This window comes from Duganella sp. GW821-FHT01E12 (genome assembly GCF_059422325.1).
Genome location: NZ_JBWKWR010000001.1, coordinates 708,900 through 724,524, shown reverse-complemented (window position 1 = coordinate 724,524; position 15,625 = coordinate 708,900). Strand labels below are relative to the sequence as shown.

Here is a 15,625-nt window from a genome sequence, read left to right as displayed (position 1 = left end):
GACGGCCTATTGAGTACGGTCGGGAGCGACGGTGGTGCCGGAGACGCTGGAACGCGGCGGTGGCTGCGGCGTCGGTGGCGGCTGTAGCGACGGTGGCGCTTGCGGCGGCGGCTGCGGCGCGATCGGCGGCAACGGCTGTTGGCCGGCGCCGGGCAGCAGCGATTGCGGCGGATTGGCGCCCGCGCCGGCGCCGGCATCGCTGGCCAGTTCCACGCGCTTGAGCGCACCGCCTTCGGACAGCAGCACGTAGTTCGGATGGACTTCCTTGACGGTCACGCCGGGCACCACTTCGCGGCCCACGCCCAGCGCCAGCGGCGGCTGGCCGTCGACCACGATGATGGCCGCGCTGTCCTGGCCGCGCGCGGCGACCACGCCCTTCAACTGGTAGTTGCTGACGGCGGCCACGGTGATCTGGCCGCCGAACAGGCCCTTGGCCGCCTCGATGTTCAACGGCGGCGCCACCTGCTGCGGCGGCGCGGCGATGGCGCGCTGCTGCGGCTTGAACAACTGCAGGCCCCAGTAGGCCAGCGACGCCGACAACAGCACCACGGCAAGGACGGTAACGACTAATGGCAAACGCTTCATGGTTCTCTTTACTTCCTCAGCGTACCAGCTGATTAATTTCGATGATAGGCATCAGGACCGCCAGCACGATCAGCAGCACCACCACGCCCATCGCCAGGATCAGCGCCGGCTCCAGCAGGCCGGCGATGGTCAGCGTGCGGCGTTCCAGGTCGGCCTCCTGCGCGGCGGCGGCGCGGTCCAGCATGGCCGGCAACTCGCCGGTGATTTCGCCGGCCCGTATCATGTGGATCAGCATCGGCGGGAAGTGCTTCTGCGCCGACAGCGAACGCGCCAGGCTCACGCCCTCGCGCACAGCGTCGCTGGCCTCTTCCACCAGCTCCTGCATGGCGACGTTGGACAGCGTGTCGCGGCTGGTCTCCAGCGCGCGCAGGATGGGCACGCCGGAGCCGGTGGTGATCGCCAGCGTGCTGGCGAAGCGCGCCGTGTTCAGGCTGCGCTCGAATTTACCGTACAGCGGCGCGGTCAGCAACCAGGTGTGCCAGCGCCGCTTCAGCGCGGGGTTCTGCAAGGCGCGGCGCCACATGAACCACGCGCCCACCAGCAGGATCGCCACCACGATGCCGTAGTTGCGCACGAAGTCCGACACCGCCAGCATGATCACGGTGAGGATGGGCAGCTTCTGCTTGGTGTTGGCGAACACCGAGACGATCTGCGGCACCACGTAGGTCAGCAGGAAGATCACGATGGAGAACGCCACCACCGTCACGATGGCCGGATAGGTGAAGGCCAGCCGCACCTTCTGGATCAAGGCGTTGCGGCGCTCGATGTAGTCGGCAAGGCGCGACAGCACGCGCGACAGCTGGCCGATCTGCTCGCCGGAGGCGACCAGCGCGCGGTAGATCTCGGCGAAGTCGCGCGGATGGCGTCCCAGCACGTCCGATAGCGAAGCACCGCCGATCACCTCGGAGCGGATGGAGGCGATCAGGTCGCGCATATAGGGGCGCTCGGCCTGCTCCAGCAAGGCGGTGAAGGCCTGCTCCAGCGGCAGGCCGGCCTCCAGCAGGCTGGCCAGCTGGCGCGTGAACAGCGCCAGCTCGGTGGCAGACAGGCGCTCGCCGAAGCCGCGGCTCTTGGCGACGCCGGCGGCGTCGACCTGCGCGGCGATGGCGTCCACCTTCAGCGGCACCAGGCCTTGCGTGCGCAGCTCGGATCGGGCCGAGCGCGCGCTGTCGGCATTGAGCACGCCCTTCTTGGTGGCGCCGCCGGCGTCGACGGCTTCATAACGGAATGCGGGCATCGTCGGTCGCCTAGTCTTTGGTCACGCGCAGCAACTCGGCCTGCGTGGTGATGCCGGCGGCCAGCCAGCGCTCGCCGTCCTCGCGCATGGTGTGCATGCCGCCCGCCAGCGCCGCCGCCTTGACCTCGGCCTCGGAGGCGCGGTTGTGGATCTGCGCGCGGATCTGCTCCGTCGTCTGCAGGAATTCGTACACGCCCACCCGGCCCTGGTAGCCCGTGTGGCCGCAATGCTCGCAGCCCACCGCGTGCCATTGCTGGCCGTCGAAGGTCTTGCAGCTGCCGCACAGTTTGCGCACCAGCCGCTGCGCCAATACGCCCAGCAGTGACGACGACAGCAGGAACGGCTCGATGCCCATGTCCAGCAGGCGCGTGACGGCGGCGGCGGCGTCGTTGGTGTGCAGCGTGGCCAGCACCAGGTGGCCGGTCAGCGAAGCCTGCACCGCGATCTGCGCGGTTTCCAGGTCGCGGATCTCGCCGATCATGATCACGTCCGGGTCCTGGCGCAGGATGGCGCGCAGCGCCTTGGCGAAGGTCATGTCGATGCGCGGGTTGACCTGGGTCTGGCCCACGCCGTTGAGGTCATATTCGATCGGGTCTTCCACCGTCATGATGTTGGTGGTGGCAGCGTTCAGCAGCGACAGCGCGGCATACAGCGTGGTGGTCTTGCCCGAGCCGGTCGGCCCGGTCACCAGCACGATGCCGTGCGGCTGGTTGATCAGCGCGTCGAACTGCGGCAGCATGGTCTCGCTCATGCCCAGGTGGTTCAGGTCCAGCCGGCCCGCTTCCTTGTCCAGCAAACGCAGCACCGCGCGTTCGCCGTGGCCGGTCGGCAGCGTCGACACGCGCACGTCCACCGGCTTGCCGCCGATGCGCAGCGTGATGCGGCCGTCCTGCGGCAGGCGCTTCTCGGCGATGTCCAGCTGCGCCATGATCTTGATACGCGAGATCAGCGAACCGTGGATGGCCTTGCGCGGACGGACGATGTCGCGCAGCGAACCGTCGACGCGGAAGCGCACCACCGAAGTCTGCTCGAACGGCTCGATGTGGATGTCGGAGGCGCTGTCGCGCAGCGCCTGCGTCAGCAGCGCGTTGATCATGCGGATCACCGGCGCGTCGTCGGACGATTCCAGCAGGTCTTCGATGGCCGGCACGTCCTGCAGCAGCTTGGTCAGATCGAGGTCGGCATCGAACTCCTCGGCCACCATCGAGGCGTTGCCGCCCGAGCTGGCGTAGGCCGCGGCGATGGCTGTTTCCAGGTCGGCGCGCGGCATGCTCTTGAGCTGCACGCGGCCGAAGCGGCGCGACACTTCGGCGATGGCCGCCGGCGCGGTGGCGCCGCAGACCAGCACGTCCACCGTGTGTTCGGCTTCGTCGCTGTGCTGCGCCAGCACCACGAAGTCGCGGGCGAAGGCGTATGGAAGGAGATTGCTCATATCACTGCTGCTTGGCTGGTTCGGCGGCGCCCGGCTCGCGCGTTGGCACGGGCGCAGGCGGAATCGGACGGACAAACGCGCCGCCCAGCGGCGTGCCGTTCTGCAGCGCGGGCACCTTCGGCTGGCCGAGATCCCGAACCAGGATGCTTTCCTGCAGCTGGATCGCATCCTGCTGCGCGCGCATGTAGTCGTAACGGTCGGTCGCCAGGGAGGTGCTCTGCTCCTTGCTGCGGATGACCACAGGACGCAGGAACACCATCAGGTTGGTCTTCTTGCGGCTGCGGGTCTGGTACTTGAACAGATTGCCCAGCACCGGAATGTCGCCCAGGCCGCGCACCTTTTCCACGCCATCGCCCTCGGTGTCCTCGATCAAGCCGCCCAGCACGATGATCTGTCCATCGTCGGCGATCACGTTGTTCTCGATCACGCGCTTGTTGATGGTGATGCCGGCCGTGTTCTTCAGCGACGTCGCGTCGACGCTGGAAGTCTCGTGGTAGATCGCCAGCTTGATGGTGCCGCCCTCGGAAATCTGCGGACGCACCTTCAGCGTCAGGCCCACTTCCTTGCGGTCGATGGTCTGGAACGGATTGTTGTTGGTGCCGGAGGTGGTGGTGAACTGGCCGGTCAGGATAGGCACGTTCTGGCCGACCGAGATGGTGGCCAGCTCGTTGTCGAGCGTGATCATGTTAGGCGTCGACAGCACGTTGGCGTTGCCGTCGGTTTCCAGCGAGTGCGCCAGCGCGCCCAGTCCCAGGCCGCCCGCCACCTGCTTGAACACACCGATGGACAGGCCGTTGCCCGGCAGGCTAGGCGCGGTGGTCGTGGTGGTGGACTTGTTGAGCAGCTGCGTGGCCAGCGTGCCGATGTTGTTGCCGCCCGAGGAATACGATTGCAGGCCGCCGACGCGGTAGGTGCTGTTCTCGTTGCCGGTCGCGCCTACCCACTGCACGCCGAACTCGGACGCCTTGTCGGAGCTGACTTCGACGATCAGCGATTCGATGTAGACCTGCGCGCGGCGCACGTCCAGCTGGTCGATCACGGCGCGCAGGTTGCGGTACACCGATTCCGGCGCGGTGATGATCAGGGTGTTGGTGGTGGAATCGGCCTGGATGTAGCCGGCCGTGCCGCCGCCGCCCTGCTGCTGCTGGTTGGAGCCGGTCAGCAGCGGATTGGATGGGCCGCTGCTGGTGCCGGAGTTGCTGCCGCCGCCCATGCCGCCGGTGTTGCTGCTTTGGCCGCCCAAGCCGCCCTGACCGAGACCGCCCTGGCCGGACTGGCCGGTGCCGGTGCCGCCGACGCCGGTGGCGTTGGCCGCCGACGTATCGCCCGACACCACGCTGCGCAGCGTCTGCGCCAGCTTGGCCGCTTCGGCGTTCTTCAGGTAGACCACGTGGACATTGCCCAGTTCCTGGGTAGGCTGATCGAGCTTGGCGATCAGCGACTTGGCCAGGTTGGCGCGCGCCGCCGACGGCGCGCGCAGTATCAGCGCGTTGGTGCGCGGATCGGCCAGCACGCTGACCTTGCCCGCGTCGCCGGCGCCCGCGCCGGTGTCCATCAACTTGTTGACCATGGCCGCCAGGTCGCTGGCGATGGCGTAGCGCACCGGGATCACATCGAGGTCGGAGACGGCCGGCGCGTCCAGCGCGGCGACGATCTTGGCCAGGCGCTTGACGTTGTCGGCGTAGTCGGTGACGACCACGGTGTTGTTGCCAGGGTTGGCGTTGATGGTGTTGTTGGGCGAGATCAGTGGACGCAGCACCGTCACCACGTTGGCCGCAGATTCATAATTCAGATGGAAGATCTGGCTGACGATCTGGTCGCCCTTGGCCGAGGCCTGGCTGGCGCCGACCTGGGTCGGCCCGGCCTGCAGCTTGGCGTCCGCTTCCGGCACCACCTTGGCGTAGCCGTCACCGCTGACCACCGCGTAGCCCTGCAGGCGCAGCGCGGAAGTGAGCAGGCCGAATGCCTGCGACTTGGTGACCGGCTTTTCCGACACCACCGTCAGCGTGCCCTTGACGCGCGGGTCGATCACGAAGGTGATGTTGGTGTAGTGGCCGACCGCCTTGATCACCGACTCGATGTCGGCGCCGACAAAGTTCAGCGCGGCGTCGTCGGCCGCGGCGTTGGCGGTGGCGGGCAGCAGCACCAGCAACGGCGTCACGACCGGCACGACGCTCGTCGCACAGCACAGCATCGCGCCCGCGCTCAGGCGGCGCAGCGCGGGAAGGGTGGATTTGCTCACGGACTGTTTTTTCATTGTCTGAACTTTTATCTGAACTTAGTGGAACTCTAAAGCGATGATGTTGCGGTCACTATTCGGTTTGCGCTGGCCCAGCAAATTCAACAGGTTGGCCAGCTGCTCTTCAAATCCTTTTGCTGCCTCGGCCTGCCCGGAAAACCGCAGGCGGCCGTTATTCAGGTTGCCGGAGCCGCTCAACAACAGCGGCCCCTTGACGGAGTTGAGCGTCAGCGCCGCCGACTGCCCCTGCCAGTCCAGCGCCAGCGCGTAGCTGCCCAGCGGCCGCACCGACGACAGCCGCGACGCCATGTCCGTCATCTCCAGCGTGGTGCGGCCGTGGATGGCGATCTGGCGGTCGGCCAGCGCCAGCTCCAGCGCGGTCCACGACAGCCGCATCGTGCCGCTGGGCGCCACGGTGTTCAGCGGCGCGCCCAGGCCGGCCAGGCCCTCGGCCGGCAGCAGCAGCGCCGATGGACTGAGCTGCCATTGCGACCAGCTGCCCTTGAAGGTCAGCGGCTGCGCCAGCGCCTCGCTGTTTTCCAGCTGCAGATCGACCATGCCGATCAGCGCCAGCGGCGATATCTTCCAGCTGAAACGCCCCGGCAGCAGCGGCGTGACCGGGCTGTTGCCGCTGGCCGCGCCGCCGATAAAGGCAGAGCCGCGCCACAGCGTACCCTGCGCGTCCCCCAGCGTCAAACGTCCTCCCGTGCGCGCCTCCACCAGCGAGCCTAGCCAGGCCGCCGGGAAGAACACCGCCAGCGTCGCCGCCACGCTCAGCGCGATGGTCAGCAACCATAGCACGAGGCGCTTCATGGACAGCCTTTTCGCATCACCGGCCGCCCGCGTTCTGGCGCAGCGTCAGCGTGGCGTTGACCATGCCGGCGGTGTCCTGCGCGCTGATGTTCGCTTCCGAGACGGCGATGCGGCTCTCGGTGCGGATCGCGTCCAGCCAGGCGATCAGCGCCGGGAAAGGCACGCCGTTCATCTGCACCTTGGCGTATTCGCCGGTGACGGACACCGATTGCGTGGTCAGGCCGCGCGCACCGAGGCCGGCGTTGAGCATCTCGCGCGTCATCGGCGCCGGGGCGATGGTGTTCTGGCCGCGCAGCGCGGCCGCCTCCAGCGCCAGCGCCTGCAGCTCGGCGGCCTGCTGGCGCAACTCGGGCAGCGACTTGCGCAGCTTGGCGCCGCCGTCCAGCGCCGGCGCGATCAGCACCGAATAGAACAGCGCCACGCCCAGCACCGCGCCGCCGACGCCGAGGAACTTGCGTTCCTGCTCGGTGCGTTCGATCCAGAAGGCCGAGGCGCGGCTGCGATAGTCTTGCATCGTTTGGGTCAGTTTGTTCATGATTTTCCTCCGCCCGCGCCGCCCGCCGGGCGTATCTGCCAGGCGCCCGGATTGGTTTCCGACAGGTCCAGCTTGCGCGCGGCCAGCGCGGAGCGCAGCTGCGCCAGCGTGCCGCTGTCGACGGTGTTGGGCTTGACCTTGATCTGCAGCGCGCGGTCGCGGTACTCCAGCGTGGCGATGATGTCCTTGCGCGGCAAGACGCCCAGCGCTTCTCCCAGGGCGGCGCTCAGCGCGGTGAATTCGTCGGCGGCGGGCTGGCCGCCGTCGGCCTTGGCCAGCGAGATGTTCTTGCGCATCTGCGCGGCCGGATCGAGGATCACCGGCTCTTTAGGATAGGCGGCCTTGAAGGTCTGCAGCATGGACTGGCTGACCGCGCCGGCCTCGCGCTTGAGGCGCAGCCATTCGACGTTCAGCCCGACCACGTTGACCAGCAGCGCCAGCGCGGCGATGCGCAGCGGCCAGCGCCAGCGCTGCCACTGGCGCGCACTGGCGCCGCTGGCGCCCAATGCCGGAGCCAGGTCCAGCCCCGCCGAGCGCGAGGCGGCCACCCAGTGCGCCCAGTGGTCCTCCATCAACGCGATGCCGTGGCCAACGCCGTGGCCGGCCTCGATGGCGGAGACCAGCGGCGCGAACTGCGCCATCTGCGCCGGCGCCAAATACAGCGTGACTGGCTCGTCGCCCGCCATGGCGCGCAGCGTTTGCAGCGCGGCCTGCGACTGCGCGGGCAGCGTCAGGCCCATGCCCATGGTCTGCGACTGGCGCAGTATCAGTTCGAAACCGGCGTCGCCGGTGGTCAGCGCGGCCGACACGGAACCCGGCTGGAACGGCAGACACAGTTGCGACGGCAGCACGGAGACGTGATGCGCGCCCTGCGCCAGCAGCGCCTTGACCAGCACCTCGATCCAGCTGCGCTGCACCACGGCCACGGTGCGGCCGCCGTCGGCGTCGGCGGCGCCGGCCGCCAGCACGCAGTCGGCCGGATCACCCAGCACCTGTTCCTCCACCAGCGCCGGCAGCGCGGCCTTCAGGCGCGCGGCGGACAGCGGGGGCGCCACCACGCGCAGCAGCGTGACGTCGGCGGCGGCCAGCAGCAGCACCACGCGGCGCGACGAGGCCACCAGGTCCGACAGGTTGCCCAGCGGGGAAACGCCCTGCTGCAGCAGGTTGCCGCCGTCACCCACCAGCGCGAACGGGCAGGTCTGGGCCGCGCCGCTGTCGACGCTGGCCTTGGCCGGATAGCGGATAAGTAGTGTAGTCAAAGGGTCTCGCTTTCGTTCATGCCAGTTCTAATATTCCCGTATCCAAACCACCGTCGTGATGCCGTTGTTCGCCCGCACCAGCAAGGACTGCGCGTCCAGCGCCGCCCGGTCCAGCCTCACCCGGCTGTAGGCCAGGAAGTAGTGGCTCTTGACGTCATAAGGCACATCAGGCTTAGGCAGCGACGACACCTGGGGCAGCGTATCGAAGTTCTGCTTGTCGAGATAATAAATGCGCTGCCGCGTATTGACCATGGCCGCCGCATCCGACAGCGACAGGTGTTCATACATGGCCGACAACAGCTCGGCCGGCACGGTATTCACGTTCAACTCAGTTCCGCGTTCCGGCAGGATGATGACGAAGTCGCGCAGCCGTTCTATCGTTTGCGGCGTGAATCCGCTCACCGCCAGCAGATCCTCCACCCGCAGCAGGTCGATCGGCTGCGGGCCGCCGGTCTGCGGCGGCGGTTGGCCCGGCAGCTGCTTGGGCGTCTGCGCGTTCATCACCTGGGTGGCCACCGCCTGCGCCAGCGACGGATCGAGCCGCAGGTTGGTCAACAGCCGCTCGAACACCTTCAGCTGGCCGCCGTCCAGCACCCTGTTCTGCGCCAGATTGGCAAGATTGTAACGCGACTGCGCGTCGATCATCCTGCCGGACAGGGTGGCGTTGAAATTTTCCGCCTCGGCGCGTTCGCGTTCGATGTAGTCGTCCAGCCGCGTTTCTTCCAGCGGCGTGGCCCACACGCCGTTCAGGTGCGTAACGGTTTGCTTGTCCAGGAAGTCCTGATACAGCACCAGCCGGCTCAGATCCAGCGCGCCGCGCACGATCCAGCGGGTCTGCAGTTGCAGGCGCTGGTTCTCCATCGAGCGCACTTGCACCTGCTGCTGCCAGAACAGGCTGGCGACGATGGTCACCGCCAGTGTGGTCAACAGCAGCGCCGTGATGACGGCCACGCCGCGCTGGCGCCGCAACCTCACAGTGCCCCCAGCAGGAAGGATTTAATCATCGGCACTTCCACGCCGTCCAGGTTCATCGCCACTTCCAGGCCACTCGGCGCGCCGGTGGCCGGTGTGGGAGGCGCGGGCATCACACCGGCCGCCTGCACCCAGCCCTGCGTGGTCCAGAAGCGCATCGTCATGCGCTGCACGCCCGATTGCAGCGCCACGCTGGCGGCGGGATCGGCGTCGCCGGTGGCGGCCTGCCACAGCGCGTCGAGCTGCACCAGATCGCGCGTGCCGGCCGACTCGCGCCGCGTCAGCACGCCGTCGCGCACACGGTAGGACACCACCTGCACCCGCGTGGGTTCGTTCTCGGCCAGCGCCAGGCGCACCAGCGTGATGCGGCCGTCCTCCGCGCGCAGGATGGCGCGGCTGCCGATCAGCGTCTGCGGCGCCAGGTTGGCGCAATCGCTTTGCAGCTGGGCGAAGGCCAGCTGCAGGCCGCGCGTCTGCTCCATCTGCGCGGTCAGCGCGCCGCGCGATCGGATGATGCCGTCCAGCCCGCGCCAGCCCAGCACCGCGACGATGGCCAGGATGGAAATCGCCACCAGCAGCTCGATCAGCGTGAAGCCGCGCGCGCGGCGGCGCAATGGGTGCGTCATTGATTCAGTACCAGTTGGACCAGCTTGATGATGCGCCGCTCCGGCGCGGCCTGGTCGTAGACGCTGACCTCCACCCGGCGGAAGCGCGGATTCGGGCTGGCGATCACTTCCTCCTCGCACATCAGCTTCATGTCGCCCTGCGGGCATTCGAAGGTCTGCTTGCCGACCGCCGGGAACTGGCGCGTCAGGCGCAGCTGCACCAGCCGGTTCTCGGCCGACCAGGTGGCCATCATGGCGCCGCGCAGACCGTTGCTGTTCTGCGTCAGGCTGCCGACCGCGCGCAGCGAGGCGCCCAGCGCCGTGCCGACGATCACCAGCGCCACCAGCACTTCCAGCAGGGTAAAGCCGCGTTGTCGTTGAAGGCGCATCTAGTCCACCGTGAAATGGCCGATGCCGTCGGCGTGGATGGCGATGCTGGCATCGCCGCCGCTGAGGGTCAGCACGAAGGGTTTGTCGACCGGCTCGCGGCCGAAGACGATGCGCAGGTTGGCGTCCGGGATGCTGGGCGGCGGGTCCAGCATCAGCGTGATCGGCGCGTGCTTGAATTCGCGCTCGCGCAGCAGGTCGTCCTGCACCGCCAGCGTCCATTCGCGGTCGTTGCGGATCAGGAAGCGGTAGCCATCCGGCCCCGCCTCGAAGGCGATCTGGCGGTTGCGCACGATCGCCTCGTCGCGCGCCAGTTGCAGCAGCAGCGCGATGCGCTGCGCGTCTTCACGCAAGGACTGCTTCTGGCCCGGCAGCGCGTTGAGCGACACCAGTCCCAGCGTGATGCCCAGGATGACCATCACCACCAGCAGTTCGATCAGCGTGAATCCACGCTCGCGGGCGGCGCGCATGAGCCGTAATCCCCCTGCGATCAGTTATCCCAGGAGCCGATGTCGGCATCGTCGCCGGTGCCGCCCGGCGCGCCGTCGGCGCCGTAGGAGAACACATCGACCTCGCCCTTGATGCCGGGCGAGAGGAACTGGTAGGGATTGCCCCAAGGGTCTTTCGGCATTTTTTCCAGGTAGCCGCCGGACTTCCAGCCGTTGGCGGCCGGGCCGGAGGTCGGCTTGGTCAGCAGCGCCTGCAGGCCCTGCTCGGTGGTCGGATAGCGCTGGTTATCCAGCTTGTACAGCTTGAGCGCCTGCATGACGGTGGCGATATCGACCTTGGCCGCGGCGACTTTCGATTCGCCGGTGCGGCTGAGCAGCTTGGGCACCACCAGCGCCGCCAGCACGCCCATGATGACCACCACCACCATGATTTCAATCAGCGTAAAGCCGCGCGCAGCGGCACGGCGGGGGACGGAGAGTTTTTTCATATTCGATAACAAATAAAAGTGAGTGCAGAGTATAAGGCCGAATCGCCGCCGCCAGCGAAACCCGAGAACGATTTTTGCGCCGGCAGGCTTAAACAGGGCTTAACCGGACGCGCCGTGCGCCCGGTTTTACCGCGATTTACTCAATCGCGCTGACGGGCGGTGGCGTCGAGGCGGCGCAGCGCGCCCTCGTTGCCGGCACCGTTAATCTCCGCCACGGCGGCCGCGGTTCTCGCCACCTGCGGCGCGTCCTTGACGAACGGCGCGATGCCCAGCGCGCTGTCGATCTCGCGCGGGTAGATGACGTAGCCGCGCGTGATCACCGCCGCCACCTTGCGGACGTCGGCGATGTCCTTGGTCGGATCGCCGTCCACCAGCACCAGGTCGGCCAGCTTGCCGGCCGCGATGCTGCCACGGTCGTTGCTGGTGCGGGTGTAGCGGGCGCCGTTGCGGGTCGCCACCTGCAGCGCCTGGGCCGGCGTCAGGCCGGCCTTGACCAGCAGCGCCAGCTCCGAATGCAGCGTGAAGCCGGCGATGTCGTCGGTGCCTGCCACGATGGGCACGCCGGCCTTGTACATGATGCCGACGAATTCCACCATTTTGGCGTAGGACTTCTGGTAGCGCTTGAGGGTGGCGTCGCCTTCGATCTTCATGGCGCCGACCGCGAGGCTGCGCGCCACGTCCGGCGGCATGTTGGCGGCGAAGGCGCGGTAGGGTTCATTGAGGTCGCCGTCCTTCTGCTGGATGAAGGCAAAGGCCGACATGGTCGGGTCGATCGAGGTCTGCTTTTTCGCCAGGCCGGCCACGAAGTCCTTGAACGGCTTGGTGTTGAAGTCCATATCTGCCACTTTTTCAGCCGGCAGCAGGAAGCGGTTCAGGTTGCGCGTCTCGGTGTCCGGCTTGACGAGGAAGTTCAGCAGCACCTGGTTGATGTGCTGGATCTCGTCGTAGCCGGCGTCCAGCGCCTCCTGCGCGCGCAGGCCGGCCGGGATGTGGCCGGACACGCGCATGCCGCGGCTGTGGGCGTAGGCCACGGTGTCCTTCAGGATCGCTTTCGGGAAGGAGTTGTAGATCTTCAGCTGCGGATAGCCGCGCTGCGCGTACCAGTCGATGGCGTCCTTCGCGCCCGCCAGGTCCTTGACGATGAAGCCGTTGTTGGCGCTGAACGGGCTCTCGCCCTCCAGGAAGCCGGCCGGCACCACCTGCGGCGCCAGCAGCTTGCCGGCCGCCGTTTCGTCCAGCATGGCCTGCAGCTGCTTGTTGTCGTTGCCCATGTCGCGCACGCTGGTCACACCGGTGGACATGTTCAGCGCGCCGGACCAGCGGTCGACGTGGCCGTGCATGTCGAACAGGCCAGGCAGCACGATGCGGCCGGCGGCGTCGATGGTGTTGTCGGCCTCGCGCACCGGCGAGCCGGCCGGCAGCACGGCGGTGATGCGGCCGCGCAGCACGTAGATGTCGGACGGCGCGCCGACGGTGGCCTTGTCGCTGTCGAACACGCGGGCGTTGCGCACCAGGGTCAGGCCGGTGAGCGGGTGCTGCAGCTTGGCGGCCAGCTCCTCCAGCATGCGGCTCTCGGCTTTTTTCTGGCGCACGGCCAGCTCCGGCGCGGCGCCCTGCCAGCCCTCTTCCAGCATGTTGGCGAAGCCGGGGATGATCACGCCGAACAGGCGCGGACTGGCGCCGGTGGTGGCCCAGTAAAACGCCGGCGACATGCCGACGCCGGTCTGCGCCACCAGCTGCACGGTTTGTTTCGCGCCGCTGCCGCTGCTGATCTCCAGCGTATCGAGCACGGTCTGCGACAGCGTGCCCGATGGCAGCAGGGCCAGTTTATGCTCGGGCGCCGCCGCCAGTGCACCGATGTAAGCGGAGACGACTTCGAAGGAACTGTTCAGCGGCAGATAGCCGGCCGGGCCGCTGACGGCCGTGCTGCCCTGCTCCGAGGTGGACTTCCACTCGGCCTGGCCGCCCTTGCGCGCGAAATGCTCGTCGACCACCGCGCCGAAGGTGGAGTTGCCCTTGACGCTGTATTCGGTCATCACGCCGTCCGCGCCCATGCGGAATTGCTCCGTCAGTTCCGGGCCCCGGCCGTTATCCTTGTAGATGAAACGCACCTTGGTCAGGCCGTCGTCCTGGCGCTCGACGGCCTGTTCGCCGATCTGCTTGCCGTTTTCGGAGATGATCAGGTATTTGGTGTTGGTGGCCGCCTGCGCGGCGAACGCCATGGACAGTGCCAGCGGCAGTACAGCGAGTCGTTTCATCAGCAAGATAAGGTCTCCTTCCGGTTAGTGTTATTTTTTTGCGCAGACCGGGCAATCGCCGTTGCGCCCCACACCGATGCTGGTCCACTCCATGTGCAGACCGTCCAGCATCAACAGGCGCCCGGCCAGCGAGGCGCCCACGCCCATCAGCAGCTTGAGCGCTTCGGCCGCCTGCATCGCGCCCACCACGCCCACCAGCGGCGCGAACACGCCCATGGTGGAGCAAGCCACGTCCTCGAACTTCTGGTCCTGCGGGAACAGGCAGGAGTAGCAGGGCTGCGCGCCGCCGCGCGGATCGAACACGCTGACCTGGCCGTCGAAGCGTATCACCGCGCCCGACACCAGCGGCTTGCCCAGCGCGACGCAGGCGCGGTTGACGGCGTGGCGGGTGGCGAAGTTGTCGGTGCAGTCGAGCACCACGTCGGCCTGCGCCACCAGTTCGGCCAGGCGGGCGTCGTCCACGCGCTCGTTCAGCGCGGTGACTTCGATCTCCGGATTGATCTGCGCCAGCGTGATGCGCGCCGATTCCGCCTTGGACTGGCCGACCCGCTCCGTGGTGTGGGCGATCTGGCGCTGCAGGTTGGTGAGGTCGACGGTGTCGTTGTCGACCAGCGTGATGTGGCCGACGCCGGCCGACGCCAGGTACATGGCGGCCGGCGATCCCAGGCCGCCGGCGCCGATCACCAGCGCATGCGCGGCCAGCAGCTTTTGCTGGCCTTCGATGCCGATTTCGTCGAGCAGGATATGGCGCGAATAGCGCAGCAGTTGCGAGTCGTTCATCGTCTCAGGCCGGCGGCGCGCCCGCCGTTATTGGGTCACGGGGTGTTTCAAGGCCGGCTTCTTGTCGCTGGCCTTGGGTTTGGAATCGGGCTTGGCGGCCGGCTTGATGTCGGTCTTGTCGGTCTTGCTGTCCGACTTGATCTCGCCGACCTCGCCGCCGGCGGCGGGCGCCGCCTCCACCTTCGACAGCTTGACCGGCAAGCCCTTGAAGTGGTTGATCGCCTGCGCCAGCTGGAAGTCGTCCTTGGAGCCGAATTCCACCGGCTTGGATTTCTTCGCCAGCGTGGCGGCGCGCTGGCCGTCTTCCAGCTCGTCGCGCTGCGCGGTGAGGGCCTTCTGTGCGGCGCCGTCGCCGTCCGGGTCCTTGTCGTTGTTCAGGTGCTTCTGCAGATCGGATTCGCGCACGCGCAGGCTGTTCAAGCCGTCGCCGTCGGCGGTTTCGTCGACCATCAGGTCCGGCACGATGCCGCGCGCCTGGATCGAGCGGTTGTGCGGCGTGTAGTAGCGCGCCGTGGTCAGCTTGACGGCGGTGTCGGCGGTGAGCTGGCGCAGCGTCTGCACCGAGCCTTTGCCGAAGGTCTGCGTGCCCATGATGGTGGCGCGCTTGTAGTCCTGCAGCGCACCGGCGACGATCTCCGAGGCCGACGCCGAACCGGCATTGACCAGCACCACCAGCGGCACGTCCTTGAGCGCGGCCGGCAGCTTGGCCAGCGGATCGTTCTTGGCGCGCGCGGAATAGAACTCGCTGCGGCCGTAGAAGGTCTGCTTGGAGTCGAGCAGCTGGCCATTGGTCGAAACGATCACCGAGTCCTTGGGCAGGAAGGCGGCCGAGACGCCGATCGCGCCAGGCACCACGCCGCCCGGATCGTTGCGCAGGTCCAGCACCAGGCCCTTGATGTGCGGGTCCTGCGCGTACAGCGCGGTGAGCTTGCGCGCCATGTCCTCGACGGTCGGCTCCTGGAACTGCGAGATGCGCAGCCACGCGTAACCCGGCTCGATCATCTTGGCCTTGACGCTCTGCACGCGGATCTCCTCGCGCACGATGGTCAGGTTGAGCGGCTTGTCCTCGTCCTTGCGGCTGATGGTGACGGTGACCTTGGAGTGCGGCTCGCCGCGCATCTTCTTGACGCTTTCGTCCAAGGTCAGGCCCTTGATCGGCGTGCCGTCGATGCGGGTGATCAGATCGCCGGTCTTGACGCCGGCCTTGAAGGCGGGCGAATCCTCGATCGGCGAGACCACCTTGATGTAGCCGTCTTCCATGCCGACCTCGATGCCGATGCCGACGAATTTGCCGGCCACGGTCTCGCGCATTTCGCGGAAGGCCTTCTTGTCGAGGTAGACCGAATGCGGGTCGAGCGAGGCCACCATGCCGGAAATGGCCTCGGTAAGCAGCTTCTTGTCGTCGACGCCTTCGACGTAGTCGGTCTTGATCAGGCCGAATACGTCGGACAGCTGGCGCAGCTCCTCCAGCGGCAGCGGCGAGCCGGTGACCTTTTGCGCAATGGCGGAAAACTGCAGGGAGACGGCAACCCCGGCCACCATCCCCAGGCCGATCAGGCCGATGCTCTTGACTTTGTTGCCCATTT

The 15,625-nt window shown here is 67.5% G+C and carries 15 protein-coding genes; all 15 read right to left on the bottom strand.

Annotation, left to right across the window (positions count from 1 at the left end):
• Nucleotides 1–6: 6 nt before the first annotated feature.
• The gene (locus AC07WS_RS03130) at nucleotides 7–585 is read right to left on the bottom strand and encodes a type II secretion system protein N (protein ID WP_494727669.1); all 579 of its coding nucleotides are present in this window, start codon (nucleotides 583–585) and stop codon (nucleotides 7–9) included.
• 16 nt (nucleotides 586–601) lie between these two features.
• On the bottom strand, nucleotides 602–1,822 hold the full coding sequence (gene gspF, locus AC07WS_RS03125) for a type II secretion system inner membrane protein GspF (protein ID WP_486064002.1): 1,221 nt from the start codon (nucleotides 1,820–1,822) through the stop codon (nucleotides 602–604).
• 10 nt (nucleotides 1,823–1,832) lie between these two features.
• On the bottom strand, nucleotides 1,833–3,254 hold the full coding sequence (gspE, locus tag AC07WS_RS03120; RefSeq protein WP_117012635.1) for a type II secretion system ATPase GspE: 1,422 nt from the start codon (nucleotides 3,252–3,254) through the stop codon (nucleotides 1,833–1,835).
• Between the two features lies 1 nt (nucleotide 3,255).
• Entirely contained in the window at nucleotides 3,256–5,511 is a 2,256-nt protein-coding gene (gene gspD / locus AC07WS_RS03115; protein ID WP_494727668.1) for a type II secretion system secretin GspD, read from the bottom strand.
• Between the two features lie 21 nt (nucleotides 5,512–5,532).
• Nucleotides 5,533–6,306 (bottom strand): type II secretion system protein N, encoded by a 774-nt coding sequence (locus AC07WS_RS03110; RefSeq protein WP_176361390.1) that lies wholly within the window; start codon nucleotides 6,304–6,306, stop codon nucleotides 5,533–5,535.
• Nucleotides 6,307–6,322: 16 nt separating this feature from the next.
• The gene (locus AC07WS_RS03105) at nucleotides 6,323–6,841 is read right to left on the bottom strand and encodes a type II secretion system protein M (RefSeq protein ID WP_494727667.1); all 519 of its coding nucleotides are present in this window, start codon (nucleotides 6,839–6,841) and stop codon (nucleotides 6,323–6,325) included.
• On the bottom strand, nucleotides 6,838–8,100 hold the full coding sequence (gene gspL, locus AC07WS_RS03100) for a type II secretion system protein GspL (protein WP_494727666.1): 1,263 nt from the start codon (nucleotides 8,098–8,100) through the stop codon (nucleotides 6,838–6,840). Before gspL ends, AC07WS_RS03105 begins: the two co-directional genes overlap by 4 nt.
• Before the next feature lie 27 nt (nucleotides 8,101–8,127).
• Nucleotides 8,128–9,075 (bottom strand): type II secretion system minor pseudopilin GspK, encoded by a 948-nt coding sequence (gspK, locus tag AC07WS_RS03095; RefSeq protein WP_494727665.1) that lies wholly within the window; start codon nucleotides 9,073–9,075, stop codon nucleotides 8,128–8,130.
• Entirely contained in the window at nucleotides 9,072–9,698 is a 627-nt protein-coding gene (locus tag AC07WS_RS03090; protein ID WP_494727664.1) for a PulJ/GspJ family protein, read from the bottom strand. The genes gspK and AC07WS_RS03090 overlap by 4 nt, the downstream gene beginning before the upstream one ends.
• Entirely contained in the window at nucleotides 9,695–10,066 is a 372-nt protein-coding gene (gene gspI, locus AC07WS_RS03085; protein WP_117012628.1) for a type II secretion system minor pseudopilin GspI, read from the bottom strand. Before gspI ends, AC07WS_RS03090 begins: the two co-directional genes overlap by 4 nt.
• Nucleotides 10,067–10,534 carry a GspH/FimT family pseudopilin gene (locus AC07WS_RS03080; protein ID WP_494727663.1) on the bottom strand — a complete coding sequence of 156 codons (468 nt, stop codon included), beginning with the start codon at nucleotides 10,532–10,534 and terminating at the stop codon, nucleotides 10,067–10,069.
• 20 nt (nucleotides 10,535–10,554) lie between these two features.
• Nucleotides 10,555–11,001: a type II secretion system major pseudopilin GspG gene (gene gspG, locus AC07WS_RS03075; RefSeq protein WP_494727662.1), complete on the bottom strand. Its 447-nt coding sequence runs from the start codon at nucleotides 10,999–11,001 to the stop codon at nucleotides 10,555–10,557.
• 140 nt (nucleotides 11,002–11,141) lie between these two features.
• Nucleotides 11,142–13,259: an amidohydrolase family protein gene (locus AC07WS_RS03070; RefSeq protein WP_494727661.1), complete on the bottom strand. Its 2,118-nt coding sequence runs from the start codon at nucleotides 13,257–13,259 to the stop codon at nucleotides 11,142–11,144.
• A gap of 30 nt (nucleotides 13,260–13,289) precedes the next feature.
• Nucleotides 13,290–14,039, bottom strand: coding sequence for a HesA/MoeB/ThiF family protein (locus tag AC07WS_RS03065; protein WP_494727660.1), 750 nt, complete (start codon nucleotides 14,037–14,039; stop codon nucleotides 13,290–13,292).
• A gap of 27 nt (nucleotides 14,040–14,066) precedes the next feature.
• Nucleotides 14,067–15,623: a S41 family peptidase gene (locus AC07WS_RS03060; RefSeq protein WP_494727659.1), complete on the bottom strand. Its 1,557-nt coding sequence runs from the start codon at nucleotides 15,621–15,623 to the stop codon at nucleotides 14,067–14,069.
• Between the last annotated feature and the right edge of the window lie 2 nt (nucleotides 15,624–15,625).

Excerpts from the sequence above, each read along its gene's own strand:
- gspF (WP_486064002.1), bottom strand. The coding sequence starts at position 1,822 with ATGCCCGCATTCCGTTATGAAGCCGTCGACGCCGGCGGCGCCACCAAG.
- AC07WS_RS03065 (WP_494727660.1), bottom strand. The coding sequence starts at position 14,039 with ATGAACGACTCGCAACTGCTGCGCTATTCGCGCCATATCCTGCTCGAC.
- AC07WS_RS03130 (WP_494727669.1), bottom strand. The coding sequence starts at position 585 with ATGAAGCGTTTGCCATTAGTCGTTACCGTCCTTGCCGTGGTGCTGTTG.
- gspE (WP_117012635.1), bottom strand. The coding sequence starts at position 3,254 with ATGAGCAATCTCCTTCCATACGCCTTCGCCCGCGACTTCGTGGTGCTG.
- AC07WS_RS03080 (WP_494727663.1), bottom strand. The coding sequence starts at position 10,534 with ATGCGCGCCGCCCGCGAGCGTGGATTCACGCTGATCGAACTGCTGGTG.
- AC07WS_RS03070 (WP_494727661.1), bottom strand. The coding sequence starts at position 13,259 with ATGAAACGACTCGCTGTACTGCCGCTGGCACTGTCCATGGCGTTCGCC.
- gspD (WP_494727668.1), bottom strand. The coding sequence starts at position 5,511 with ATGAAAAAACAGTCCGTGAGCAAATCCACCCTTCCCGCGCTGCGCCGC.
- gspI (WP_117012628.1), bottom strand. The coding sequence starts at position 10,066 with ATGCGCCTTCAACGACAACGCGGCTTTACCCTGCTGGAAGTGCTGGTG.
- gspG (WP_494727662.1), bottom strand. The coding sequence starts at position 11,001 with ATGAAAAAACTCTCCGTCCCCCGCCGTGCCGCTGCGCGCGGCTTTACG.
- AC07WS_RS03105 (WP_494727667.1), bottom strand. The coding sequence starts at position 6,841 with ATGAACAAACTGACCCAAACGATGCAAGACTATCGCAGCCGCGCCTCG.
- AC07WS_RS03090 (WP_494727664.1), bottom strand. The coding sequence starts at position 9,698 with ATGACGCACCCATTGCGCCGCCGCGCGCGCGGCTTCACGCTGATCGAG.
- AC07WS_RS03060 (WP_494727659.1), bottom strand. The coding sequence starts at position 15,623 with ATGGGCAACAAAGTCAAGAGCATCGGCCTGATCGGCCTGGGGATGGTG.
- AC07WS_RS03110 (WP_176361390.1), bottom strand. The coding sequence starts at position 6,306 with ATGAAGCGCCTCGTGCTATGGTTGCTGACCATCGCGCTGAGCGTGGCG.